Raw genomic sequence first — 25,659 nt, 5'->3', positions numbered from 1 at the left:
GTATTTTAAAAACTATCATGTTGCGGCCTCTTTATACCCACTGGGGAGGAGTGCCTCATGCACCAAGTACCTTTATTTATCAACGGCGAATTTACCCAATCAAGTTCATCGCAGCTGATTGATGTTATCAATCCAGCAAACCAAGAAGTGTTAGCGCAAGTTCCGTGTGCAACAGATGCTGAAATGGATGCAGCCATTGCCTCTGCAAAAGAAACATTTAAAACATGGAAAGAAGTGCCAATTTCTGAGCGTGCGCGCATTATGATGAAATACGCAGCACTACTAAAAGAAAACCATGACGAACTTGCGACGATTATTTGTCATGAGCTGGGTAAAACATTTGAAGATGCCAAAGGCGATGTTTGGCGTGGTATTGAAGTGGTTGAGCAAGCAGCCAATGCACCATCTCTGATGATGGGCGAAACAATGGAAAACGTAGCGCGTAAAATCGATACTTACTCTTACATGCAACCACTAGGTGTATGTGCGGGTATTACGCCATTTAATTTCCCTGCGATGATCCCTTTATGGATGTTCCCACTAGCTATTGTGTGTGGTAACACCTTTATTCTGAAACCATCAGAGCAAGATCCACTAACACCGATGCGTTTAGCTGAACTATTTGTTGAAGCGGGCGCGCCAAAAGGGGTGTTACAAGTTGTTCACGGTACAAAACCACAAGTTGACCGTTTATTAGAAGACCCAGCAGTACGTGCTATTTCATTTGTTGGTTCGTGTGGTGTAGGTGAATACATCTATTCAAAAGGCACAGCAAACCTTAAACGCGTTCAAGCTTGTGTAGGTGCAAAAAACCACATGGTTATTATGCCTGATGCCAGTAAATCACATGTTGTAAATAACCTAGTCGGTGCGTCTGTAGGTGCTGCAGGTCAGCGCTGTATGGGTATTTCGGTTGCTGTATTCGTTGGTCAAGCAAAAGACTGGGTTGATGAAATTAAAGCTGGCTTTGAAAACGTACGCCCAGGTGTATGGGATGATACCAACGCGGCTTACGGCCCACAAACATCAAAAGCAGCTAAAGACCGTATCTTATCGCTTATCGCAAGTGGTAAAGAGCAAGGTGCAACGTGCTTAATTGATGGCTCTGACTTTACTGTTGAAGGTTACGAGCAAGGTAACTGGGTTGGTCCAACGCTATTTACTGATGTAACAACCGAGATGGATTTATACAAAGAAGAGATCTTTGGTCCTGTATTGGCTTGTATGTTTGTAGATTCTCTTGAAGAGGCGATTGAGCTTATCAATAACTCGCCTTACGGTAACGGTACTTCGTTATTCACATCAAGCGGCGCTGCTGCACGTAAATTCCAACATGAAATTGAAGTAGGTCAAGTTGGTATCAACGTGCCAATTCCTGTGCCACTCCCGTTTTTCTCTTTCACAGGTTGGAAAGGTTCATTCTACGGTGACCAACACACCTACGGTAAGCAAGGTATTCGTTTTTACACAGAAACGAAAACAATTACTTCACGTTGGTTCGAGGATGATATCGCCTCTGGTCCGAACATGAGTATCAACCTTAAATAAGCCGTAATTAATTTACTGCTGAGCGAGCACACGCTCGCTCAAAGAACACACATTTAAACGACAACAATCGTTATTCACACAAGAATAAGACAACAAAATAGAGGTCTACTATGGACTTTAATTTAACCGAAGATCAGCAAGCATTTGCTGAAACAGCCCGTCAGTTTGCAGAGTCTGAACTTGCTCCACATGCTGCTAAGTGGGACCAAGAACACATTTTTCCTAAAGACACCATTAAAGCAGCCGGTGAGCTAGGCTTTTGTGGTTTATATACCCCTGAAGAAGCGGGCGGCTTAGGTTTATCTCGCCTAGATTCAAGCATTATCTTTGAGCAGCTTGCCATGGGTTGTACCGCAACAACCGCTATGTTGACCATTCATAATATGGCAACCTGGATGATTGCAAGCTTTGGTACTGAGGAAGTAAAAGCTCAATACTGTGAACAATTAGTAATGGGTGAGTTACTTGCGTCTTACTGTTTAACAGAGCCAGGCTCTGGCTCTGATGCTGCATCGCTAAAAACCAAAGCGGTTAAAGAGGGCGATGAGTATGTGATCTCAGGCTCTAAGATGTTTATCTCAGGTGCTGGTGAAACTGATTTACTTGTAGTTATGGCACGCACTGGTGGTGAAGGCGCTGCCGGTATTTCGGCATTTGTTGTACCTGCAGACGCAGCAGGTATCGAATACGGTAAAGCTGAAGAAAAAATGGGCTGGAATGCACAGCCTACACGTTTAATTAGCTTCGAAGGTGTGAGAATTCCTGCGGCTAACTTATTAGGTCAAGAAGGCGAAGGCTTTAAGTTTGCAATGCAAGGCTTAGATGGTGGCCGAATTAATATTGCTACCTGTTCATTAGGTACAGCACAAGCAGCTCTTAATACTGCTCGCGAATACTTAAAAGAACGTGAGCAATTTGGTAAACCATTAGCTGCTTTCCAAGCACTGCAATTTAAGATTGCCGATATGAACACTGAGCTTGTTGCTGCTCGTCAAATGGTGCGCTTAGCCGCATTTAAACTAGATACCGGTGACAGTGAAAAAACCACTTACTGTGCGATGGCTAAACGTTTTGCTACAGATGTTGGTTTTAAAGTCTGTGACGACGCACTACAAATTCACGGTGGTTATGGTTACATCAAAGAATACCCATTAGAGCGTCATTTCAGAGACGTCCGTGTGCATCAAATTCTTGAAGGCACAAACGAAATCATGCGCGTGATTATCGCACGTCGTATCTTAGCTGAGTCAGCTGGCGACATTCTATAAGGAGCAACCTATGTCTAATCCATCGATTGATTTAAATATTGAAGGTAACGTAGCGGTTTTAACTATGAATAACCCGCCAGCGAATACCTGGACACAAGATACATTAACCGCGCTTAAAGACACTGTAACTGAGCTAAATGCTAACAAAAATGTCTATGCATTAGTGATTACAGGCCAAGGTGAAAAGTTCTTTAGCGCAGGTGCTGATTTAAACGTGTTTGCCAGCGGTGATAAAGGCGTTGCTGCCACTATGTCAAAAGTGTTTGGTGATGCATTTGAAGCACTAACCAATTTCCGTGGTGTATCAATTGCGGCAATTAATGGTTATGCCATGGGTGGTGGTCTTGAAGTGGCCCTTGCTTGTGATATTCGTATAGCTGAAGAGCAAGCTCAAATGGCACTGCCTGAAGCGAAAGTTGGCTTACTGCCTTGTGCTGGCGGTACGCAAAACCTTGCATGGCTTGTTGGTGAGGGCTGGGCAAAACGCATGATCTTATGTGGCGAGCGCCTAAAAGCAGACAAAGCTCGCGAAATTGGCCTTGTTGAAGAAGTTGTTGGCACTGGTGAGAGTTTAGCTGCAGCAATGAAACTTGCTAACCAAGTTGGCGAGCAAAGCCCAGTTGCTGTGACGGCATGTAAAGAGCTTATTCAAAAAGGTCGCACACAACCTATGGCTCATGCGTTGCCATTAGAGCGTGAGTTATTTGTACAATTGTTTGATACGAAAGACCAAAAAGAAGGCGTGAATGCGTTCTTAGAAAAGCGTAAAGCAAATTGGGTAAATGGCTAATGACTAACGTAACACTACTAAATCATCAAGATGCGCCTGTGGTGTTTGAAACTGCAGAGGCCGAGAGTGGCCTTATTGCAATTGCGACACTCAATGCACCTAAGTCGTTAAACGCTTTAAATTACGACATGATCCAACTGCTTGAGCCTCAGCTTAGAAAATGGGCTGACGATGACGCCGTTGCCATGGTCATTCTAAAAGGGGCTGGCGAAAAAGCATTTTGTGCCGGTGGCGATGTAGTAAGCCTGCATAAAGCAATGAGCACAGGTGAGCCAGCTAACTACATTGAAGACTTTTTTACCCTTGAGTACAAATTAGACTACCTAATTCACTGCTATGAAAAGCCAATATTACTTTGGGGTAATGGCATTGTTATGGGGGGCGGCCTTGGCTTAATGGCTGGGGCAAGTCACCGAGTGGTAACAGAAACATCGCGTATTGCAATGCCTGAGCTAACCATTGGTTTATACCCAGATGTTGGCGGCAGTTATTTCTTACATAAAATGCCTGAGCAAGTGGGTCTATTCTTAGGGTTAACTGCGGCGTCTATCAATGCTGAAGATGCCTTGTTTGTTAATCTTGCTGATCACTATGCAACAGCAGATAAATATGACGCTATTTTAACGGCTATCACCGCTGAAAAGTGGGGCAAAACAGCCTCATTAAACCACGAAAAGCTGACAAATATTCTAATCTCTATTGATAATATTTCAGGCCGTGTTCCTAAAGGCAATGTAAAAGATAACTTAGCGGTTATTCAAAAGCTGGCTGAGTTTGATTCATTGCAGGGGAAAATTGACTACATTCAAGCTTTACAAACTGAAGACAAATGGCTTACTCGTGCGCAAAAGTCATTAGCGCATGGTTGTCCGCTTAGTTGTGCGCTTGTTGAACGTCAATTAGCTAATTCAAAAGAGATGACGTTAGCAGATTGCTTCAAAATGGAGTTAGGCATGTCGGTTCGCTGTGGCGAAGTAGGCGAGTTCCAAGAAGGCGTTCGTGCGCTACTAATCGACAAAGACGTTGCACCAAACTGGCAGTTTAAATCGATTAGCGATATCGACGAAACAGTTGTGGATAGCTTCTTTACAGCACGCTGGGATGAGCAATCTCACCCACTTAACTCATTAACGTCATCTTAAGTCCAAGGGGTAAGCAAATGGCTAAATTAACAATAGGATTTATTGGTTTAGGCAACATGGGTGGCCCAATGGCGGCAAACCTTGTCAATGCAGGTCATACAGTTCGTGTCTTTGACTTAAATAAAGCGGCGGTCAGTGAGCTTGCCGATAAAGGTGCAATTGCTGCTACCGATGCAGCTGAGTGTGCTATTGGCGCTGATATTTTTATCAGTATGCTACCAGCAAGCAAACACGTTAAGTCGCTTTACTTAGGCGAAACCGGTCTTATCAACTTACTTGATAGCAAAACTTTAGTGATTGACTGCTCAACCATTGATGCAGAATCAGCGCGTCAAGTGGGTAGTGAACTTGCTCAAAAAGGCATTGATTTTGTTGATGCACCGGTATCAGGTGGTGTAGCAGGTGCAACAGCGGGTACTTTAACCTTTATCGTCGGTGGTGAGCAAAGCCACTTTGAAAAAGCCAAGCTGGCTTTAGTAGATATGGGTAAAAATATCTTCCATGCTGGTGATATTGGTGCAGGCCAAGTCGCAAAAATCTGTAACAACATGCTGCTCAGCATTTTAATGGCAGGTACTAGCGAAGCACTACAAATGGGAATTAACAACGGGCTTGATCCAAAAGTGTTAAGTGACATTATGAGCGCAAGCTCTGGTCGTAACTGGACACTTGAGCTTTACAACCCATGCCCTGGTGTAATGGAAACAGCACCAGCAAGTAATGATTATAAACCGGGCTTTATGGTTGATTTAATGGCGAAAGACTTAGGTCTTGCTATGGAAGCGGCTCAGCAAAGTAATTCATCTACCCCAATGGGGTCAATGGCGAAGAATCTATACACTATGCTTCAGCATCAAGGTGCGGGTAGTGATGATTTTAGTGCTATTTTTAAATTATTCTCGAAGTAGGAGATTGTTGTGGAAATTAAAAACAACAACATCGTAATTACCGGTGGTGCGCAAGGTTTAGGCTTTGCTATGGCCGAGAAATTTGCATCCCTTGGCGCGAACATCGCCCTTATCGATATGCAACAAGATGTACTAGATACTGCAGTATCAGCGCTTGCCAAGCATGGCACAAAAGTCATGGCGTATGCTGCTAATGTTACAGATGAAGACGCTGTAGTAGCAACGTTTAACACGATTAACAAAGACTTTGGCCATATCGGCGTGTTAATTAATAACGCAGGTATCTTACGCGATGGTATGTTTATCAAAGCAAAAGAAGGCAAAGTGGTAGATAAAATGTCGCTGGCTCAATTTCAATCTGTGATTGATGTGAACCTAACTGGTGTATTCTTAGCAGGACGTGAAGCTGCGAGTCACATGATTGAGTCTGGCAAAGGCGGCGTTATCGTTAATATGTCGAGTGTTGCTCGTGCAGGTAATATTGGCCAAACAAACTATGCTGCGTCTAAAGCCGGTGTTGTTGCGATGACAACGGGTTGGGCGAAAGAACTAGGTCGCTTTGGTATCCGTGTTGGTGCAATCGCACCAGGTGTTATTCGCACAGCAATGACAGATGCAATGAAACCAGAAGCAAAACAACGCATGATGGCGGTAACGCCAGTGGGTCGTTTTGGTGAAGCAGATGAAATTGCTCAAACAGCACAATACATTGTAGAGAACGACTTTTTTACAGGTCGTGTTGTTGAAATTGATGGCGGTATCCGCCTTTAGTTTTAAATGGTAACCCTTTACCCATTGAAAGTACCAAAACGGTAAGCCTAGCTTGCCGTTTTTTTATTTTTAAAGTATTTTAAATTCATAATAATAAGGAGATTTGTTATGAACACTGATGGCATTACAGTATCAATGAGCAAGGGAATTAAAGCCAACTTCAAACTGGGTGAACATTTAATTGAATACTGGGGTTCTGCTTACTCAGGTAAAGAAGTTCTGAAAGTTGACGGTGAATTAATAGCAGAATCACGTAACTTTAAAACAAAATCTGTTCATAAATTTAATATTGATGGTAAAACCTGCCAATTAACAGTTTCAGTGACTTTATTCAGGAAGTTTTCTTCTACCATCACATTAGAGTGTGAGGGGGAGCTAGTTCACAGTTATCAACTCACATATGGTAAAACCCGACAAATTGCTTGGTATTTAAAAGCAATCCCATTTTTATTTGCAGGGGTTTTAGGCTGGTGTTTTGCCGCTGATATTCTTACCTTATTAGAGTTGGTTATCTTTTGTTGCTTAACCTTCGCAGTATCAGAACTGGTTATGAAAGATCAAGGCTGGATCATAGAAGAGCAAAAGCCTTGTAATTAACTGCCTAGCATTCAATAATTAAGCGGTTAAAAGCCGCTTAACTTTGAGAGATGCAGTGAATCCCAAACAAATCCGCAATTTTTATATCAATGAAGAGCAGTCTGTTTATTTGCTGTCTCACCATGATGCTAAAAAGCACCGTCAATGGCTTAACATTTGTATTAAACAGCTTACTTTGCTTGGTTACAGTGACGTTGAATTAATTGGTTCTGGTGCGTTTGGATTTGTTTTTGCCGGTGTCGATGATGAAGACCTACCTTGGGTATTTAAGTTTTCTCGGATAACCCTTGCACAAAGTGTACGTGATCGTCTAGAAGACGAAGCGTACATGCTCTCGCAAGTTAATAATCCGCTGGTGCCAAAATTTTATGCCTTTGAACGCATTAAAAAGCAAGGCATTTTAATGATGGAGCGGGCTCTTGGTGAAGACTTAGAAAAAATTTCTATCAAGCAGGGGCGTTTTAGTGCAGCAAAAGTCATGGCGCTGGCTCTTAGGCTACGTAATGTGCTGGTAGATTTACGTGAACACAAAAATGGCTTAAGCCCACAGCCTATTGTACATGGCGATATTAAACCCTCTAACATTGTTTATGATGAACAAACTAATAAGTTGTCGTTGGTAGACTGGGGCAGCTCTGTTTATGCACAAATAGATGCTGAAGGTAATCCGGTTGCTAGCAATTTTATGGATCTTATGTCTGCTGATATCAGCACAACCAATGCACGTATGGGTGATGTGTATTTTATTGGTGATGAGCAAATGTCGGGCGGGCAGTCATCGCCACGTTTTGATGAGCAAGGTGTTGCTTCAACTCTTTATGCACTTGCATCTGCACAATCATGCCGATTTGGTGCGGCGGTTATTCCGGCTACAAGCCTGAATTTACCTATGGAGCTTGCCCGGGTTATTGACGGTATGCTTTCAAAAGATAAGGCAACCAGAGATGGCGCTGGTGATTATTTTATGCGAAACATGCCTACAATGGCCAAAGCTTACCTCCCTGAGCTGCCCCGTAAAGCTATTCGCCCTTATATTCCTTATTGGTTTAGTGAGTTTGATGAGCACCCAGACACGGTTGTTTATAGCTCACGTAAGCAATTTTTAAGACAAGCCGACCATAATCAACAATTACTTGATGTAAACGATGCTCAGCTCGACAGATACTACAAAGAGTTTTTATTTGATACCGGCGACACCGAAAAAGCATTTTTGGCCTCAATAAGCCGATTAGCAAAATACCCAGTAGTAGGGGGCTTGAGTTTTCATTGGAAAGAAAACTCACTGTTTGTTGAGTCTTCCCTTATTTTGCATGATGAAACACTTGGCACTGCGTTTACCGATGCGATTAACAACACGGTGATGTTAGCACAGGGGATTGAACAAAAAGGTCTCTTTAAATGTTGTTTGTTTGATGCGCGTAAAACCATTCAGCTCGAGCGTGATGGCACCGGTGCGTTTAAATTTGAACATTTACCTGAGCTTGATTACGAAGTAATGGATGTACAAGCATCAGACGTAACCAGGCCACACTCTTACTTTGAAGATGGTAAAGACCCTGATGAGCAATTACAGCTCCCGAAAAAGGTCATAAAGTGCGTATTTGAGCTAAACCAAATACACCATACAGGCTGTATTATTTTTGAAGCCTTACCTGATAGGATGAAGATACACCATTACTATCGTCTGCTAGATGCCAGTAAAGAACCAGAATTTAAACGTTTATTAAGTAAGCTCATGCAATACGCGGTTAATATCACAGATGTGGGTGTAGCAGGATTTATGAAGCTACCTTACAAGAATACTCGTGAATTTGATTTGTGTACTAAACAGCCCGATGAGTTTTATCCGCGAGACCCAAAAAGAGTTAAATGCTAAAAGCTGACTAAATTAAAGCAGTAAGGAGAATAACAAACATGGACTACACCCCAAATTATAAAAATTATTCATTGAATGAGCTTCTAGATGCTCAAAAATATATTGATAAAGATAGCTTCCCACAAAGAGCACAAGAGTTAGAATTAGAGATAGCAAATAAAATAAAAGACCCGGAAATAAAAGCAGAGTTTGAAGAGCTAGAAACGAGTAAAAGGTATGCTACTTTTTGGCCTCGTTTTTGGGCCGCGATTATTGATGGTTTAATATTTACAGCATTACTTTATATTGAATGCTTACTCTTTGGCGTTGAATACTCTAACCAAAACATGGTTTTACAAGCCGTTAATGGCGTTCAGTATATTGGCTACGTTGTTTTTATGCATGGGTTTTATGGCCAAACTCTTGGTAAGATGGTGATGGATGTAAAAGTCCTCGATCATGACACTGAAACAGATATTAATCTTAAACAATCGGTTCGCCGAGAATCTGTAAATATTGCTATTAACTCATCTTGGATACTACTACTTTTATCTATTTCAATATCGTTACAACAACTCGGTAGCATACATGAGTTTTTAACTTATTTAATTATGGGTTTGAGTTCTTTAGCTACAGTATGGGCATTGTCAGAATTTATAACCATGCTGTTTAATGAAAAGCGTCGTGCAATACATGACTTCATAGGTAAAACGGTTGTTGTTAGGTTGTAATAAGGAGCGCGACTATGTCAATCCCAATAAAAATACCTGAATTACCAAATGATATTGGCGATGTTAAGGTAGCAAATGTTCATGTAGATGTTGGCGATATTGTTTTAGTTAATTCCCCCCTCTTTGATATAGAAACAGATAAAACAATATTAGAAATTCAAGCGTCTGAATCAGGTGAAATTAGTGAATTTAAGGTTAAAGCTGGGGATTATGTTACTGCTAACCAAGTAGTTGGGATGATGTTACCTGATGAAAACGCTGAAATTAGATTTGTTCACTCTACACCGAAGGAAAATGCTACTTCTAAAGTAAACACCTCAGATAAAAAGAGTAAGAACCATCAAGTTCAACATTATTGGCTGCTAGTTCTTTTTTTTGTGGCTATTGTAGGTATTATTTATACAAGTTTGTAACTGAGAAGATGATGTTATTTGGCTTTTAACAGGTGTATTTAAAGCTAAACAATGACCAAATGATAATTAATGGAATCTTTATTTTAAAGAGAACTCTGAGTTAATAAGTAAAACCTTAAAATGAAAAATTCAATAACCTGCTAAATAGCAGGTTATTGAAGGGGCAGCCTTACTTATGCTCTTCAATGATCTCAGTGATCCCTTCAGCAGAAAGTATTTCTATCCAATAACCATCTGGGTCTTTAATAAAGGCTAAGCCTTTCATTGAGCCATCGTCTGGTTTTTTGACAAACTCAACATCATATTTTGCAAAACGCTCGCATGCTGCGTACACATCTGGCACGCTAATACCGATATGACCAAAGCCTTTTGGTTCATCATTACCACTATGGTAACCTGTAAAACTGTCGTCATTTTCTGTGCCCCAATTATGTGTAAGCTCGATAAGAGCAGGGCGGCGAAATATCCACTGTGCTTTTTCTTTATCGCTGCCTGTTGGCATGTCTTGCTCATAACCTAAAAAGTACAGCGTAAACTCCATTTTAGGGAAGTCATATTTACCAAGTAACTTCATACCTAAAACATTTTGATAGAAATCTAAAGAAGGCTTTGGATCTTTAATGCGCAACATTGTCTGTTGCATTACATAACCTTGCGTAGCGGTTGCGATTTGTTCAGGTGATTCGTTGTAGTTAGACATACACATCCTTTTTAGCTGATATTTCTGGTAATATAATTAGTCTAACATATTCACGTTACCCTTAAATTAATAACAAATATTTTTGATGTGCTAAGACAAATCTTCAGTTCTTAATTTGCTAACCCAAATAAAAAACCGCCCAAACAGGCGGCTTATTTCATCTTACAGCTCAAAGCTTAAAAATCAATTACCCCAAGGATTACTCGCACTTGAACGTTGTTTTCTAGCTCGAGCAAGTTGTTTAGCTTCTTTTTTAGCGTGAATGCGTTTGGCGTCGGTAAAACTTAACTCACACGGTTCACCTGGTTTTTGATCAGCAGGGATCACGCGATCGCGTGGCGGTAATTCGTAGTTGACATTGTCTGGGCGTGGTAAGTTTTTAAGACGATACAAATAAAAGTTCTCGACTTTTTCTTGAGCCCATTGGGTTTTACGTAAAAACTTAACCGCAGATTTAACATCTGGATTATTCTTAAAGCAGTTCAACCGCATATAGGCGTGGAGTAATTCCCAGCCATATTGTTCGACAAGCTCTGTTACGACTTGCTCAATACCAACACCTTGTAGCGGGTTATTGCTGAAAATTTCTTTATTACTCATATCATGCTCTTGTTTATTGTTTACGTAATTAGTTAATTATAATTTGAAAGATCTAATTTAGATACCGCTTATCAATTTGATATACGAACCATTTTAAAAGTTTACATGTTTACCTTATATGGGTAATCTATGCGCTTGAATTGGCATGAGGCTAATTTATTAAATTGATTAAGGAATCTATAAATGGGACTTTTTGATAAGATCAAAACACAAGCTAATACAATTGGAACAAATATTAGTGAATCAACCTCTAAACTAACCAGTGATATCTCTACTGCGTCGAAAGAAAAATCAAAGCTTTCAGCGATTAATTCTGAAATTACTTCAATTAACGGGCAACTAAATATTGCTTACCAAGACATTGGTAAAAAGTATGTATCTAATTTAGTCGATAATAAGGGTGAAAATGTTGAAGCTGTTCTAAAAGATACACTTGACAGAATAGAGCCTCTTTTAGAGAAAAAAATAGAGCTTGAGAAAGAAGCTGTAGAAATTGAGAAAAAATTAAAAGATCAGATAATTCTACAAGAAAAAGCAATTTTTCAACGTGAGTTTGATGAAGAAAAAGAAAAGCTAGAGAAAGCTGTGAAACTGGATGTATTAACAGAAAAAGAGATGCAGGATAAATTAGCTAGAGCTCAGCTTAAATTGGATAATTTTGATAATATTCGTAAAGTTAAAAAACAGTACGATATGCAATTAATTTCAAAGGAAGAACTAAACGAAAAGCTTGCGGCGTTTGGTGTTTAAATTCTTTTTTTAAAAAGGCTCTAAGGTGTTTAGAGCCTTTAAATCTATTACTTACAATTAACTACTACACGGCCACGTATTTCACCTTTTAATAAGGCTTCTGCATTTGCAACGGCGTCAGAAAGCGGGACTTCTTGTGAAATAGTATCTAGGTACTGCGCCTCAACTAACTCACTTAAACGTTGCCATGCTTCAATTCGGTCAGCTTTAGGGCGCATTACACTATCAATACCCATTAGGCTAATGCCACGAAGGATAAACGGCGCTACCGTTGCCGGAAAGTCCATACCTTGTGCTAAACCACAGGCTGTTACAACACCACCGTATTTAATCGATGCACACACATTTGCAAGGGTGTGGCTACCCACAGAATCAATTGCACCAGCGAATTGCTCTTTAGCCAGTGGTTTACCAGGTGCTGAGAATTCATCGCGAGATAAAACACGTTTTGCGCCTAATTTTTCAAGATGATCTGCTTCGTTCATGCGGCCTGTTGTGGCAACAACATCAAAGCCAAGCTTATTAAGTAAATAGATAGCAAAACTGCCCACGCCGCCATTGGCTCCAGTGACCAGAATTTCACCGCTTTGAGGCGTGATCCCTTGTTTTTCTAAAGCGATAATACTAAGCATTGCGGTATACCCCGCAGTACCAATTTGCATTGCTTGTTTTGGTGTTAAATTAGCGGGAAGGGGGATAAGCCAATCTGCACTCATAGATGCTTTTGCACTTAAACCACCGAGGTATTTCTCACCAACACCAAAGCCATTTAACAAGACTTTATCACCTACTTTAAATTCATCACTTTTAGACTCAGTCACTGTGCCTGCAAGGTCAATACCTGGGATCATTGGAAATGTTCTTACCACAGGGCCTTTACCCGTAATCGCTAAAGCATCTTTGTAATTCAAAGTGCTGTAGTCAACATCAATATTTACATCGTGCTGGTGGATGCTCTCTACAGGAAAGTCTGTGTATTCGGCACGATAGCCTTGATCATCTTTGTTGATAACTACCGATTTTACTGATGTTGTCATGTTGACTCCTTTTAGACCGATCGTCTTTTAATGGTTAAAATAAAACCGTATTAAAACGGCTTTATAAAATTAAGCGTAAAAATTGTGCTGTATAAAGGGTAAGCGGTTCACTTGATTTATCAAGTTTAGAGCGCATCACTGCGCCTTCCCAGCCAATCCAGAAGAACTCAGCAAGCATTTTACAATCTGATGATTGAGGTATTTGTTTTTGCTGCTTTGCGTCTATCAAGCAGTGTTCAATTAGAGCTTGCCAGCTGGTGTAAGCCTGCTTAATACGTACAATCATTGCTTCATTAAGGTAGCTGAGCTCTTGGTTTAAATTACCAATTAAGCAGCCGCGATTAAACTCAAACTTTGCCATGCCTTGTTTAGCGTCATTAGCAAACAGCACAATCCTTTCAAGAGGGGTTGTTGCTTCGTTTGCTAGGTGGCGTTTTAACTTTGCCTGAAAATAGCTGTCGTAAGCATCAATGAGTGCCAAGCCGAAATCATTTTTACTTTTAAAGTAATGATAAAAAGATCCCTTAGGTACTTGCGCTGATTTTAAGATTAAATCAATGCCGGTTGCGCTAAAGCCTTTTTCAGTTAATACGGCTAACCCTGTATTAATTAGTAGGGCACGCGTATCTGCATTTGAACGCGCTATTTTTGGTGGCCTGCCACGACGGCTCGGCACAGAGTTATTTGTTTCCATGAGCACCATATTAGACCGATCGGTTTTTAATATGCAAGTAATAAATAGACTAAATTGTAATCATCACAAATTTGTCATGATTACAATTTAATCGGGAACTTTGTCGAAATAGGCTAGGTCACAAATATTGAAGCTAAAAGAGCTGTATCGTTTTTAGCTGAATTTAAGTGTATTAATAGATGGTTTTAGTTAAAGAGGTACGACCACTTAGTCATTTAAAATGTTAATTCATTTGAGCATCAGCACGTTAGTTATTGTCAATTTATTTAATTGCTTTTTGCTATTTGAATTTAACAGTTTTATTAACTATTCATTAAATGTAGATGTCAATTTCGCTACATATCTATAAATATAAAAGGTGAGGATATTACCTATGAAGAGACAGAAAAGAGATCGTTTAGAAAGAGCTCATTCTCAAGGTTATAAAGCAGGCTTGGCAGGCCGTTCCAAAGAACAATGCCCTTATCAACAAATAGACCCTAAATCAGAATGGTTAGGCGGCTGGCGAGAAGCCATTGAAAACCGAAATATGTTTAAAACTTAAAATAGGCACCTTATTTACGCAAAAAAGCCCCACTTCGGGGCTTTTTTGTATCTACACATTCATATTAGAATGCAGATGTATCTTGGAAAAGACCTACTTTAAGATCTTTTGCTTCATAGATTACGCGGCCATCTACTTCTACAGTACCATCAGCCATACCCATGAATAATTTACGTTTAATTACACGCTTCATGTCTAAACGATAAGTTACTTTTTTAGCTGTCGGTAAGATTTGACCTGTGAATTTAACTTCACCTACACCAAGTGCACGACCAAGACCTGGACCACCAGACCAACCTAGGAAGAAACCAACTAATTGCCACATAGCGTCAAGACCAAGACAACCAGGCATTACTGGGTCACCTTTAAAGTGACAGTCGAAGAACCAAAGATCAGGGTTGATATCTAGTTCTGCAACGATTTGGCCTTTACCGTGCTCACCACCATCAGCAGTGATAGAGATAATGCGGTCCATCATTAACATGTTGTCACTTGGTAAACGACAGTTGCCTTCACCGAACATTTCACCTTGACCGCAAAGGACCAATTCTTCTTTTGTATAGCTGTTTTTAGGTTCCATAACTCTCATTCATCGCTTAGAAATTGCCCCGTACTTTAGCGTACACTTGTACGCTAAACAACTCGGAGCAGTTAATTATTTGCTATTTTTCGCTTGTTTTATGACCATTTAATTAAACTGTCGCTGATAAAGGGAGATAAAACCGCGCATTGTGAAGTAAAAATCATTATAATTGCTGTGATTCTTTAACCAGTCTAAAGGAAATTTATGATCCTTTTTGTAAACTCACTGACAGTGATTGATTTTTCTTACTTGTGTAATAAACGCGGTGCAGTTGGCGAGAGCTGGATTGTGGATTTAACTCTGCACGGTCAATTAAATGATGAGTCGATGGTGCTTGATTTTGGCTTAGTTAAAAAGCAAATCAAGGGCATTATTGATAACTGTATCGACCATAAACTTGCTGTGCCTGCCACACTAAACGGTTCACTAACACAGCATGCTGAGCACAGCGTGCTAGATTGTCATTTTGGTGATAATTATCACTTAGCTATGAGCGCTCCTAACCAAGCATATTGTTTAATCGATGCTGATGTTATTGATGAAAAGTCGGTAACCGAGTTTTTAATTAAAACAATTATGCCTGAGCTACCTAGCAACATTGAAAAGATTGAAATTAATTTATACCCAGAGCATAGCCAAAGTTTTTATTATCATTACAGCCATGGTCTTAAAAAGCACGATGGTAATTGTCAGCGTATTATTCATGGTCATCGCTCTCAGATTGGTATTAGCCTTGATGGTATGGCTATGCCTCGCTTACAAAAAGAGTGGGCAGATAAATGGGAAGACATTTATCTAGCAACAGCTGAAGATGAAATCAATAAATCAGACCTTAAGCATGTAACTGCACAAGAGAACGATGTGTGCTTTGCTTACACATCACAGCAGGGCTATTTTGAAATGGCGATAGACAAATCACGCTGCGACATTTTACCTTGCGATACTACGGTTGAGTGCATTGCAGACTACTTAAGTTCACAAGTTAAAAACCAATACCCTGATTCAGAAGTTAAAATTACAGCTTACGAAGGGGTTGGTAAGGGGTCAATCAGTTATGCGTAAAGGATTACTAATAGCTGCATTTGCAGGATTGTTTTCTTTAACTGCAAGTGCTGTTGAATTAAAAGGACATTTAACTCAAGGCGGTTTAGTAACAGGCCAAATTGAAGGCGCTAAAAGTGTTAGCTTCAATGGTGAGTCTCTTAAGCTTTCAACAAATGGTGAGTTTGTGTTCGGCTTTGGTCGTGATGCCAAGACAAATCATAGCCTTACTTGGGTTGATAGTGCGGGTGTAAGCCACGAACAAGCAATTGTGATCACTAAGCGTGATTACAAAATTGACAAAATCACCGGTGTTGCAAAAAAATATGTCTCGCCACCTAAAGAAGTGTCTGAGCGTATTAGCCGTGAAGCTGTTGCCGTACGCAAAGCGAGGCAAGTCAATTCTGACCTACGGTACTTTTTAGATCCTGTTTATAAGCCTGCAACGGGCCGTATTTCAGGTGTTTATGGTAGCCAGCGTTACTTTAATGGTGAGCCTCGCCGCCCGCACTTTGGTTTAGACATTGCCAATAAAACGGGTAGTCCAGTGTATGCACCAGTAAGCGGCACAGTTGTTTTTGCTGATGCTGACTTATATTACTCTGGTGGAACCTTGATTCTTGACCACGGCCATGGTGTTACCTCTACTTATATTCATTTAAGCAAATTAGATGTAAAAGTAGGGGATGAAATTAAGCGTGGCGATAAAATTGCCGAGATCGGTGCAACCGGTCGCGTAACTGGCCCTCATTTAGACTGGCGTTTTAATTGGAAAAATGAACGCCTTGACCCTGCGCTAATGATGCAAGACACATTAGCTAATAAAAAGTAGAGACTATGACACAACCAATCGATCGTGACGCTATTATTGCAAAGCGTATTGCTGACTCAACAACGTCGGTAACAAAAACTGTTTTTCCTGGCCGCACCAATCACCACAATACTTTATTTGGCGGTGATGCGTTGGCTTGGATGGATGAGGTCGCGTTTATCGCTGCTACACGTTTTTGTCGTAAGCCACTTGTAACTATTTCGTCTGACCGTGTAGATTTTAAAGAAGCCATTCCAGCTGGTACATTTGCAGAGCTAATTTCTAAAGTGGTGCATGTTGGAAACACCAGCCTTAAAGTAGACGTTGAAATCTTTTTAGAAACAATGCACAAAGACGATAAGCATTTAGCTATTTCTGGTAGTTTCACGTTTGTAGCTGTTGATGATAATCACAGGCCAACACCGGTTGTTTGCGATAAAATGATCAACGGTTTCGAATAAAGCACGGCTATACCAATTCGCAATAAAACTTAATTAAGCGAATTGGTATTAAACTAAAAAAATAAGTACCTGCGGGTATTTATTTTTACACACAAAAGAACACATCATACTAAATTTTGTGTAAATATTATCTCAGCAAAGATTAAGAAATAGGACTATAAGTAATCAGAGGAGGGTGGCTATGCGTTTACTAATTCTGGTTCTTTATGGCGTTCTTTTATTTTTAGCTTTTAATCAATTAGATTCATATATGCTGGATTTAATCGCAGCGCTAAGAGGTCAGTTAATTTTAGTTAGCTTTTTACCTGTAGGGTTATGTTATTTTTACAGTAAAAAGGTGGCATCAAGCTTACTAGTTTTAAGTACAATTTTGACTTTAGTGCACTTTAAACCTTACTCATCTAATCAGAGGGAGGTCGGTGATATTAAGGTTACGCAAATAAACCTACAATATAGTAACCCTAACTTACAACAGATTATCTATAACCAAATGATAGAAGAGAAAAATGATATCCTGGTGTTATTAGAATTTAATGATACACAGCGTCATGTTCTTGATAATCTCAACACTGAATATCATTTGTTTGGTTATGCTGAAGTTGAAGGCGCGCCTTTTGGTATAATCGTTATCTCAAAACTTCCGATTATCCAAAAACAAATTAAACGTTTTGATAATCCAAAACTAGGCTATGTAAAACTTAGTTTTTTGCATAATAACATTATGTTAAATAGCCTTGTTTTTCATCCTCCATCACCAAGAGATAGAACTCTATGGACGCAACGCAACTCTGTTTTAAGTAAAGTGCAAAACGAAATTAAAACTTTAGGAGGGAATTGGTTAATTGCAGGGGATTTTAACACGGTTCCATGGTCGCGCTATTTTATTGAAGCTGATAATAATTGCTTTGATCGTAGTGGATTTTATGTAACTTGGCCTTCTAAAATTCAATTTAATGGCTTACCAGTTTTAGGTCTTCCTATTGACCATTGCATTGCAAGTGAGAAAATTAGGCTAACTAATATTAATACTAGTTTCGTTAAAGGTAGCGACCACAGGTCGCTTACCTATGAAGTTAAACTATCTAAACAGTGAAGTTGTCTTAATTTACTATTTTCTATCAATATCTCTACTAACATACTTAATTCAAAATTATCCCAAGGCTTTGCCGTAATCATTGTTGCGACTTTATCTTTGACTGCATGCTTAGATGCTTCCATCTCTGCATAGCCAGTTAATAACATACGCGAACTGTAAGGTTTTACTGCCTTAATTTTCTCAAGTACAGCTAAACCACTCAAAGAAGGCATTAATAGATCACAAATTACCAGGTCAAGCGCATTTTGTTTCGCATATTCAATAGCTGCATAGGGATCACTGTAACAAACTACAGAATAGTTACTAATTAGCAGTCGTTTTAATGAGCGCAAAATTGCCTCATCATCATCAATTATTAATACAGTTTCTTTCATTAGCTTGCACCCAATAAGTGTTTTAGATCATAAAGAACATGTTTAAAATTTCGCTTATGAGGAAATAGCCAAAATGCCTTATTTGAATAGGATAGTGCTTTCGAGTAATTACCTAATTCTCTATAAAACTCACCATAACACTCACTTAAACGTGCTTTTATTTTCTTTAATTCTCCTTTTGTAACCCCGTATTGATTCCTGCGTATAATTTCAACCATTGCGGCTAATCGATTTTCTCTATTAGCAGTTATTGAGTTTGCTCGCATCAAGTAGTGCATTGCGCACAAAGAGCTGTAAGCTACATCACCTTGCTTAGCTATTTTTAACCAACAATCCAGATCTGTTGCGCTTGTTAATTTGTGATCAAATCCGCCTACGTCAATCAAAGCGGCACGTTTAACCATTACAGATGAAGTGCCAACAATGTTAGTTGTTATCATTTGACTTATTGGATTTTTCAGCAAATGAAATTCTGTGTTCGTTCTATTGCTGTCGAATTCAGGCCAGTAGTCAAAACAGCTGATTATGTCTTCATTTTTTTCATTAAAGTGCATGTAGTCTGTAAAACTTAGTACGCACTCTGGATGCTCGGTATGAAAGGCTAACTGTTTAGCTAGTTTATCTTTTGACCAGTAATCGTCTGCATCTAAAAATGCAACATACTCTGAATTTGCTTGTGTGATGGCCAAGTTTCTTGCTGCCACGACACCTTTCCTATTTTGCGTAAATAAACGTACTTCTTTATTAGTTTTAGCGAGTTGTTGTAAGTAGTCTATGCTTCCGTCAGTAGACCCATCATCAACAATAATAATTTCAAAATTAACATCATTTTGTTGGTAAATACTGTTTATGCATGTCTCTAAATACTTGAGACAATTGTAATTAGGGATGATTACACTAACTTGAGTAGACATAAGATTACTCCAAAAACTTAAACATATTATTCTTGTAGTACGCAATTTAGAAGCCACTTTTATTAGCTCGATATTGGCTATAATTCTCTGATTTTTCTTTTTGTGCGTTGCATTTTGCAATTATTTATAGATTTGACGTCTCAAATTGAGAAAAGTACCCCATAAAAAGCAGGTATGGTTATTGCCCTTGTTTCTACATATATTTTAGTAGGAGCATTTTATGAAACACATCGCTATCTTAGTTCCGAGTTTCCCAGTTGCATCAGAAACATTTGTTGTCACAGAAATTAATGCACTTCTAGATGCTGGACATAAAGTGACGGTATTCACTTTTGAAAAAACCTCTGTGTTGATTAATTTATCAAGTGCAATAGAAGTCAAAGAGATTGAAAAGCCTGACTTTAAAAAAATACTTCCCGCAATGTTTAATGTTGTGAAACTCAGTAAAGCAATAAATACTGCAATCCAGTTTCGCTCGATATCTACACAATCTCTTATTGGCTATGGCTACAAAATTGCTCAGTACCTTAAAGTTGCCAAAATAGATCATTTGCACTGCCATTTTATGCATGGCCCTTTAGCATATGGCATTGTTGCTGCGAAAATGGCAAATATCACTGTCTCTTCGATAGGGCATGGCCATGATGTTTATGTAAATAGTGCCGATTTAAACTCGAAATTAGCTTTATGTGATTTCTCTGTCGCTGTGTGTGAAGAAATGGCTATGCAGTTTAAAAAATGCGAAAAAAGTAACGTGAAATTACTTCACTGCGGTATCGATACTACAAAATTTAACCAAACACCTTCATCATTAAGTGAATCTGTAAGGTTAATTTTTATAGGTAGACTAGTCGAAAAGAAAGGGCTTCAATTCTTATTACCAGCTCTTAAACATATGCCTAAAGAATTTGGTATTACTTTAGATATCGTTGGCGACGGTCCAATGATCAACGACCTAATGTATATGGCTGAAGAGCTTGGCGTAAGAAAGTCAGTCAGGTTTCTAGGTGAAAAACCTCATGCTTGGGTAAGTGAAAACCTAGTGAATTATTCAGCTTTGATTGCCCCATTTTGTGTCGCTAAAAATGGTGACCGAGATACAGGGCCACTGGTTTTAAAAGAGGCAATGGCATGTGGTTTACCCGTTTTAACAACCACTTTAATGGGTGCGAATGAAATTGTTACGCCTAATGTTGGCATGAAATGTATGCCTAGCAGTATCTCTGGTATTAGCAAGATGCTTTATAAATTTCATCAGTTATCACCTCATAAACGCTATTTACTCGGCCAAAATGCAAAACAACATGTTAATCAGCACTACAATGCATTTAACCAGGCTAAACAACTATCAAAGTGGGTTGAAGCTTTGTAAGGAACAGTTATGAGTAATCTAAAACAAATAGGTTATTTTGCCGTCGCAGTATTATCAGTAAAAGGACTAGGCTTTTTATTGCTACCAATTAGCACACGATTCCTAAGTCAAGTAGAGTTTGGTCAGTTAAATTTTCTAGTAACTGTTTCTGCGCTGTGTTCGCTTATTTTATCAATAGGCTTACCAGAGCTTTTACTTAAACAACAGTACAATACTCATACTGAAAAACTTGCTCTGTTTCGTGACGCGGTAATAACAACCTTTATATTTAGTTTACTCTTTGCAGGTTGTTCTTTGATTTTTTCTGAGCAAATAGCACATCAGTTACCGGCCAAAGTTGATCCTCTAGATTTAAGGCTATTAATTGTTAACCTTGTACTATCGGCGCTAATTGGTATTCCGTACATTTATTACCGCTTGACTAATAATGCGAGAACATATTGTTATTTATGCATTTCTCATGCTTTAGTCCAAACAACATTAACGATTACCTTACTATTTTTAGGTTTCAGTATCACTGGAGTTATGGTGTCGGGGGTAGTGAGTAGTTTACTTATTGTATGTATTAGCTATTTTGATATTTTAAAGGTTATTAATGTAAGTTATTCAGAGTTTTCTTGGCGAATACAAGGGAAACAGACTGTTTTTATCATTTCTATTGTTATCTCTAGTTTATTTATTTATGCCGGAAACGGCGCTGAAAATTGGTTTATAGTTGCAAACTTTGATGAGACATTGTTAGCGAATTACTACGTGGCGGCGCAGTTTGCAGTATTAACTTCGTTTACGTTTGAGCCTATACGCCTTTGGTGGTTTGCTAAACGTTTTAGCCTAGTTAAAAACAATAAATCTGAATACGAAAGTAAAGCCATTCTCTCTTTGAATGTTGGTTTAGCGCTTTGCGTAGTGATGTCTGTTCTTGCTCCAATCACTTTAAATTTAGTGTTACCTGATAATTACCACGGCAACGAGCACTGGTTAGTATTGTTAATTATTGTGGTTGCTATTAGGCACCATAGCGATATTTTGAATATTGGTTGTTATACGCATAAGAATGGGATCTGGGTACCCATTATTAATTTTTTAACTGCATTAGTCGGTCTGAGCCTTTTATATCTTCTGGTGCCAATGTTTGCAGTAGAAGGAGCGATCTTATCTTTAATTATTATGCAGAGCTTTAAACTGTTATGTTTTTACTTAACTAGCCAACAGTTTGTTCCGCTAACTTTTAAACTATCTTCACTTGTTCCTAGTTGGCTTGCTTTATTGATCATAGCGGGTATTTCGTTTATGCCTGGCAATTTAATTCTACAATTAGGTGTCCTGTTAACGTACATTTTTGTATTTATTAATCAGTACAAGAGCATCATTTTACGAGTTATCAAAAAAACGGTAGAGGAGCGTAAATATGCTCAATTACTATAAGCAAAATCAACTTGTAATAAATGGTATTGTTGTCACCGTACTGGTTATTTCGACTTACTCGCTACTAGGTCCTATCGCCGTTTTTGCTTTATTACTACTTCCTTTTGCAGCGTTTACAGCAGTGAAAGTCAGTGTTGCATTTATTATCTTATTTATTCTTTTTAGTTATTTTAGGCTACACGAAGCATTTCCTGTTTTGATGCCATTAAAAATTCCTAAGCTCTTGGCATTAGCATCTCTTTTAGGGATTGCATGGCATCTATTTATTTCGCAGAAATTAAAGCCTCATTGGCATACAAATCACCTTATATTTTTTGCTTGGTTTATTTGGTTAACTATTTGCGTATTCAGTGCGGCTAACCGTGGTTTAGCGCTTGAGTATTGGTCAGGTGTGTTGATTAAAGTGCTCATAATGGTGTTTGCAATTTCATGGTGGATGACTTCTCTACAACATTTTAATGTTATCCGCATTGGTATTATGATTTCAGGCTCAGCCATCGCGCTTGTAGCCTTAAGTAATAAAATGAATGGGATCGGTCTTGTTGAAGGAACTCGTGTGACTATTTCGCGAGAACTTCGCTCACAACTCGGTGACCCGAATGATTTATCACTTGTCATGATGTTCCCAGTGTCTTTTCTTGCAGCTGAAGTTTTTGATAGTAGCGCCCATAAAATAAGACGTTTTATAGCACTCATCTGTCTAATAGTTGCGATTAGTGGCGTTATTGCTACTCAAAGTCGTGGGGGATTACTGGGGATTGCAGCAGTATTAAGCTTTTTTATCTATCAAAAAATTAAAAATCCAATCATTGTTGGTTGTATAGGTGCTGTCGGAATGCTCGCGATGATTGTTTTTGCAGGGATATCAGATAGACAAAGTGGTGGTGCTCATGAAGATGGTGTCGATGAGTCTGCAATGGGCCGTATCTATGCTTGGCATGCGGCAATTAACATGGCGCTGTCTAATCCATTGACTGGGGTAGGTGTAAATAATTTTGTCGCGAATTATTTTTTCTATAGTCCACATTGGGATGGCAAGAATCATGCAGTACACAGTACATGGTTTCAAGTACTTGGCGAAACAGGCATTGTTGGGATGTTCATATTCATTGCCCTGATCACATGTATTTACCGAAGTTTAAACCGTGTTTTCTTGATAAATAAACAGCTTAACGATGAAAAAATAGCAGTGAATGCGAAAGCACTTAAAGGCGGGCTGATAGGCTTTATGGTGTCAGGAACCTTTTTAACTCAAGCTTTTACTTGGCCTATATACATCATCTTGGCGTTAACTATTGCTCTTGAAAAGCTTGTTATAGATAAACAAAAGGAAAGGCATTATGACTGAGAATTTAAAACAGTGGTTAAAATCAAGTGACAGTCCTTTTGCAAAGTCACTTTTTCAAATTGCAAAACTCATTCGCAATCCGCAAATGTTTGTAATACCAGGTTTCCATACATGCCTATACAAACTGCATTTACTTGTTAAAACAATTTTCAGTGAACTATTACGTATCTTCTATTTTACGCCAATTTTTAAAAGCCAAATTAAAGGTTCAAAACGCAATTTATATCTTTATTCTGGTATGCCACAAATTTTAGGGCAGCTAGATATAACGTGCCAAGATAATTCTCGTATTAGTGGTATTAGCACTTTTTGTGGTCGTAGTCATGGGTTAAACAAATCGCAACTTATCATTGGTAATAATGTCGATATTGGTTGGCAAAACTCATTCTCTGTGGCTGGTAAAATTGTTCTGCAAGATGATGTTAGGCTTGCTGGACGGGTTTTTTTAGCTGGTTTTCCAGGCCACCCTTTAAACTCGCAAAGGCGCGCTTTAGGTGAGCCTGATGATGATTCGCAAGTCGGAGACATCATTATAGAGCAAGGGGCTTGGGTTGGAACGGGGGCGACAATCCTTGCTGGCGTAACAGTAGGAAAGGGCGCAATAGTTGCAGCAAGTAGTGTTGTTACAAAAGATGTACCTGCAAATACGATTGTGGCAGGAAACCCTGCGAAAGTTGTTAAGAAGCTGGAGTCAGAGTCATGAAATTTATCGTTTTTGGTGAAGATTGGCAAAGCCATCCAAGCAGTACTCAACATATCTTTAAAGAATTAGCGAAAAGCCATGATATTGTATGGATAAATTCAATCGGTATGCGAAAGCCAACAATAAAGTTGCTTGATGTAAAGAGAGTTTTTTACAAACTAAAATCCTTAGTGTTGAAAAAGAGGCATACTGAAGAATCTGCAGACAATCACAGTAAGCTTAAAGATCATACTTTGCCGATTTTACCTTGGCATGACAATAAGCTTGTAAAAGCTTTTAATAAATGGATTTTTAATAAAAAGTCTTTTGTTGATAATGAACCTATCATCTATTGGGTTAGTGTACCTACTGCCATATACCTTATTAATTTACGTCCCATAGACAAGATCGTTTATTATTGTGGCGATGACTTTTCGGCTTTAGCGGGTGTTGATCATTTAATGGTTGAACCACTAGAGAGAGAGCTTATTCTTAAAGCCGACCTCATTTATGTAGTAAGTGAATTTCTTTCTAGCAAAATGCCAAAGCATAAAGTTAAGCTGTTATCTCATGGTGTTGACTTTGATTTATTTAATAATAAAAAGCAGAAGGCAGTTGAACTTAGTAATATAAATAAACCGGTTATTGGCTTTTATGGTTCTTTAAATGCGTGGCTCGACAAAGAGCTTTTGCAAAAACTGGCACTTGAACGGCCTCAATACCAAATAATGTTAATTGGTAACATTATTGAAAACTTTGATTCATTATTATCCCTTAACAATGTGTCCCATGTACCCGCAGTAGAGCACCATAAACTTGCTACTTTTTCTCAACATTGGCATGTCTCGATTCTCCCATTTGTTGATAACGCGCAAATTAGAGCATGCGATCCGCTTAAACTTAAGGAGTATCTAGCGACAGGAACCCCCATTGTTTCAACTAATTTTGCTGCAGTGAGACCCTATCAAGAGGCTGTGCTGATCGCAGACTCTATGAATGCCTTCATTGAGCGTGTGGACTATGCCATTAGCATAAGCGATGAGCAAAAGCTTAATTGGCGACAAACTCAAGCTGATTACGCAAAAAATCACAGTTGGCAAGTTAAGGCGCTACAAATAAGTGATGAGCTAGGGCTTGGTTAACTTCATCTATTAAAAGCTGCATTAACGCAGCTTTTTTTTATTTTTGGAACAAGATCTGCAAC

The 25,659-nt window shown here is 39.0% G+C and carries 28 protein-coding genes; 21 read left to right on the top strand and 7 right to left on the bottom strand.

Annotated features, from left to right (window positions below; genetic code table 11):
* Window positions 1–57 precede the first annotated feature (57 nt).
* The 10 genes from L1266_RS01455 (at window position 58) to L1266_RS01410 (ending at window position 10,023) form a co-directional block, all read left to right on the top strand.
* The gene (locus tag L1266_RS01455) at window positions 58–1,548 is read left to right on the top strand and encodes a CoA-acylating methylmalonate-semialdehyde dehydrogenase (protein ID WP_217876670.1); all 1,491 of its coding nucleotides are present in this window, start codon (window positions 58–60) and stop codon (window positions 1,546–1,548) included.
* A gap of 110 nt (window positions 1,549–1,658) precedes the next feature.
* Window positions 1,659–2,816 carry an acyl-CoA dehydrogenase family protein gene (locus L1266_RS01450; protein ID WP_138602212.1) on the top strand — a complete coding sequence of 386 codons (1,158 nt, stop codon included), beginning with the start codon at window positions 1,659–1,661 and terminating at the stop codon, window positions 2,814–2,816.
* Window positions 2,817–2,826: 10 nt separating this feature from the next.
* Window positions 2,827–3,606 carry an enoyl-CoA hydratase gene (locus L1266_RS01445; protein ID WP_054553807.1) on the top strand — a complete coding sequence of 260 codons (780 nt, stop codon included), beginning with the start codon at window positions 2,827–2,829 and terminating at the stop codon, window positions 3,604–3,606.
* Window positions 3,606–4,748, top strand: a complete 1,143-nt coding sequence (locus L1266_RS01440) for an enoyl-CoA hydratase/isomerase family protein (RefSeq protein WP_199529640.1) — start codon at window positions 3,606–3,608, stop codon at window positions 4,746–4,748. Before L1266_RS01445 ends, L1266_RS01440 begins: the two co-directional genes overlap by 1 nt.
* A gap of 17 nt (window positions 4,749–4,765) precedes the next feature.
* A complete protein-coding gene (gene mmsB / locus L1266_RS01435; protein WP_199529639.1) occupies window positions 4,766–5,656 on the top strand; it encodes a 3-hydroxyisobutyrate dehydrogenase in 891 nt (296 codons plus the stop codon).
* Between the two features lie 9 nt (window positions 5,657–5,665).
* Window positions 5,666–6,427, top strand: coding sequence for an SDR family oxidoreductase (locus L1266_RS01430; protein WP_054553810.1), 762 nt, complete (start codon window positions 5,666–5,668; stop codon window positions 6,425–6,427).
* A gap of 108 nt (window positions 6,428–6,535) precedes the next feature.
* Window positions 6,536–7,024 (top strand): hypothetical protein, encoded by a 489-nt coding sequence (locus L1266_RS01425; RefSeq protein ID WP_199529638.1) that lies wholly within the window; start codon window positions 6,536–6,538, stop codon window positions 7,022–7,024.
* Window positions 7,025–7,079: 55 nt separating this feature from the next.
* On the top strand, window positions 7,080–8,900 hold the full coding sequence (locus L1266_RS01420; RefSeq protein WP_235376654.1) for a protein kinase domain-containing protein: 1,821 nt from the start codon (window positions 7,080–7,082) through the stop codon (window positions 8,898–8,900).
* 38 nt (window positions 8,901–8,938) lie between these two features.
* The gene (locus L1266_RS01415; RefSeq protein WP_194441478.1) at window positions 8,939–9,610 is read left to right on the top strand and encodes an RDD family protein; all 672 of its coding nucleotides are present in this window, start codon (window positions 8,939–8,941) and stop codon (window positions 9,608–9,610) included.
* A gap of 14 nt (window positions 9,611–9,624) precedes the next feature.
* Window positions 9,625–10,023, top strand: coding sequence for a biotin/lipoyl-containing protein (locus tag L1266_RS01410; RefSeq protein WP_235376652.1), 399 nt, complete (start codon window positions 9,625–9,627; stop codon window positions 10,021–10,023).
* 169 nt (window positions 10,024–10,192) lie between these two features.
* On the opposite strand, the gene gloA is transcribed toward L1266_RS01410, so the two are convergent.
* Window positions 10,193–10,723, bottom strand: coding sequence for a lactoylglutathione lyase (gloA, locus tag L1266_RS01405; protein ID WP_235376651.1), 531 nt, complete (start codon window positions 10,721–10,723; stop codon window positions 10,193–10,195).
* Between the two features lie 183 nt (window positions 10,724–10,906).
* Window positions 10,907–11,323, bottom strand: a complete 417-nt coding sequence (locus L1266_RS01400; RefSeq protein ID WP_063705328.1) for a VF530 family DNA-binding protein — start codon at window positions 11,321–11,323, stop codon at window positions 10,907–10,909.
* Between the two features lie 183 nt (window positions 11,324–11,506).
* Here L1266_RS01400 and L1266_RS01395 point away from each other — a divergent pair, with 183 nt between their 5' ends.
* Window positions 11,507–12,073, top strand: coding sequence for a hypothetical protein (locus tag L1266_RS01395; RefSeq protein ID WP_054553816.1), 567 nt, complete (start codon window positions 11,507–11,509; stop codon window positions 12,071–12,073).
* Window positions 12,074–12,120: 47 nt separating this feature from the next.
* On the opposite strand, the gene acuI is transcribed toward L1266_RS01395, so the two are convergent.
* Both acuI and acuR read right to left on the bottom strand, forming a co-directional pair.
* A complete protein-coding gene (gene acuI / locus L1266_RS01390; protein WP_199529636.1) occupies window positions 12,121–13,110 on the bottom strand; it encodes an acrylyl-CoA reductase (NADPH) in 990 nt (329 codons plus the stop codon).
* Between the two features lie 61 nt (window positions 13,111–13,171).
* Window positions 13,172–13,804, bottom strand: a complete 633-nt coding sequence (gene acuR, locus L1266_RS01385) for an acrylate utilization transcriptional regulator AcuR (RefSeq protein ID WP_235376650.1) — start codon at window positions 13,802–13,804, stop codon at window positions 13,172–13,174.
* A 373-nt stretch (window positions 13,805–14,177) separates the two neighbouring features.
* Here acuR and rmf point away from each other — a divergent pair, with 373 nt between their 5' ends.
* The gene (rmf, locus tag L1266_RS01380; protein ID WP_036968408.1) at window positions 14,178–14,348 is read left to right on the top strand and encodes a ribosome modulation factor; all 171 of its coding nucleotides are present in this window, start codon (window positions 14,178–14,180) and stop codon (window positions 14,346–14,348) included.
* 64 nt (window positions 14,349–14,412) lie between these two features.
* Here rmf and fabA read toward each other — a convergent pair whose 3' ends face one another.
* Window positions 14,413–14,928: a bifunctional 3-hydroxydecanoyl-ACP dehydratase/trans-2-decenoyl-ACP isomerase gene (gene fabA / locus L1266_RS01375; protein WP_054553819.1), complete on the bottom strand. Its 516-nt coding sequence runs from the start codon at window positions 14,926–14,928 to the stop codon at window positions 14,413–14,415.
* A 207-nt stretch (window positions 14,929–15,135) separates the two neighbouring features.
* On the opposite strand from fabA, the gene L1266_RS01370 reads away from it, so the two are divergent.
* From L1266_RS01370 to L1266_RS01355, 4 genes are all read left to right on the top strand, one after another.
* Window positions 15,136–15,993 (top strand): 6-carboxytetrahydropterin synthase, encoded by an 858-nt coding sequence (locus L1266_RS01370; RefSeq protein ID WP_138602228.1) that lies wholly within the window; start codon window positions 15,136–15,138, stop codon window positions 15,991–15,993.
* A complete protein-coding gene (locus L1266_RS01365; RefSeq protein ID WP_235376649.1) occupies window positions 15,986–16,804 on the top strand; it encodes a M23 family metallopeptidase in 819 nt (272 codons plus the stop codon). The genes L1266_RS01370 and L1266_RS01365 overlap by 8 nt, the downstream gene beginning before the upstream one ends.
* Before the next feature lie 5 nt (window positions 16,805–16,809).
* Window positions 16,810–17,244, top strand: a complete 435-nt coding sequence (locus tag L1266_RS01360; protein WP_138602233.1) for an acyl-CoA thioesterase — start codon at window positions 16,810–16,812, stop codon at window positions 17,242–17,244.
* 181 nt (window positions 17,245–17,425) lie between these two features.
* The gene (locus L1266_RS01355; protein ID WP_235376648.1) at window positions 17,426–18,337 is read left to right on the top strand and encodes an endonuclease/exonuclease/phosphatase family protein; all 912 of its coding nucleotides are present in this window, start codon (window positions 17,426–17,428) and stop codon (window positions 18,335–18,337) included.
* On the opposite strand, the gene L1266_RS01350 is transcribed toward L1266_RS01355, so the two are convergent.
* Together L1266_RS01350 and L1266_RS01345 are read right to left on the bottom strand one after the other, a co-directional pair.
* Window positions 18,310–18,714 (bottom strand): response regulator, encoded by a 405-nt coding sequence (locus L1266_RS01350; RefSeq protein WP_054553824.1) that lies wholly within the window; start codon window positions 18,712–18,714, stop codon window positions 18,310–18,312. The two genes, L1266_RS01355 and L1266_RS01350, sit on opposite strands and share 28 nt — an antisense overlap.
* Window positions 18,714–19,628, bottom strand: coding sequence for a glycosyltransferase family 2 protein (locus L1266_RS01345; protein ID WP_187489610.1), 915 nt, complete (start codon window positions 19,626–19,628; stop codon window positions 18,714–18,716). The genes L1266_RS01350 and L1266_RS01345 overlap by 1 nt, the downstream gene beginning before the upstream one ends.
* Window positions 19,629–19,848: 220 nt before the next feature.
* On the opposite strand from L1266_RS01345, the gene L1266_RS01340 reads away from it, so the two are divergent.
* Genes L1266_RS01340 through L1266_RS01320 form a run of 5 tightly spaced genes read left to right on the top strand, consistent with a single transcriptional unit; the run spans window position 19,849 to window position 25,597 of the window.
* Window positions 19,849–21,000, top strand: coding sequence for a glycosyltransferase (locus L1266_RS01340; protein WP_054553826.1), 1,152 nt, complete (start codon window positions 19,849–19,851; stop codon window positions 20,998–21,000).
* A gap of 9 nt (window positions 21,001–21,009) precedes the next feature.
* Window positions 21,010–22,425: a lipopolysaccharide biosynthesis protein gene (locus L1266_RS01335; RefSeq protein WP_235376647.1), complete on the top strand. Its 1,416-nt coding sequence runs from the start codon at window positions 21,010–21,012 to the stop codon at window positions 22,423–22,425.
* The gene (locus L1266_RS01330; RefSeq protein WP_054553828.1) at window positions 22,409–23,773 is read left to right on the top strand and encodes an O-antigen ligase family protein; all 1,365 of its coding nucleotides are present in this window, start codon (window positions 22,409–22,411) and stop codon (window positions 23,771–23,773) included. Before L1266_RS01335 ends, L1266_RS01330 begins: the two co-directional genes overlap by 17 nt.
* Entirely contained in the window at window positions 23,766–24,476 is a 711-nt protein-coding gene (locus tag L1266_RS01325) for an acyltransferase (RefSeq protein WP_138617710.1), read from the top strand. Before L1266_RS01330 ends, L1266_RS01325 begins: the two co-directional genes overlap by 8 nt.
* On the top strand, window positions 24,473–25,597 hold the full coding sequence (locus L1266_RS01320; RefSeq protein ID WP_235376646.1) for a glycosyltransferase: 1,125 nt from the start codon (window positions 24,473–24,475) through the stop codon (window positions 25,595–25,597). The genes L1266_RS01325 and L1266_RS01320 overlap by 4 nt, the downstream gene beginning before the upstream one ends.
* Window positions 25,598–25,659 lie beyond the last annotated feature (62 nt).

The organism is Pseudoalteromonas sp. Cn5-37, from assembly GCF_021532495.1.
Lineage (GTDB): Bacteria > Pseudomonadota > Gammaproteobacteria > Enterobacterales > Alteromonadaceae > Pseudoalteromonas > Pseudoalteromonas simplex.
This window is presented reverse-complemented; position numbering and strand designations above follow the sequence as displayed.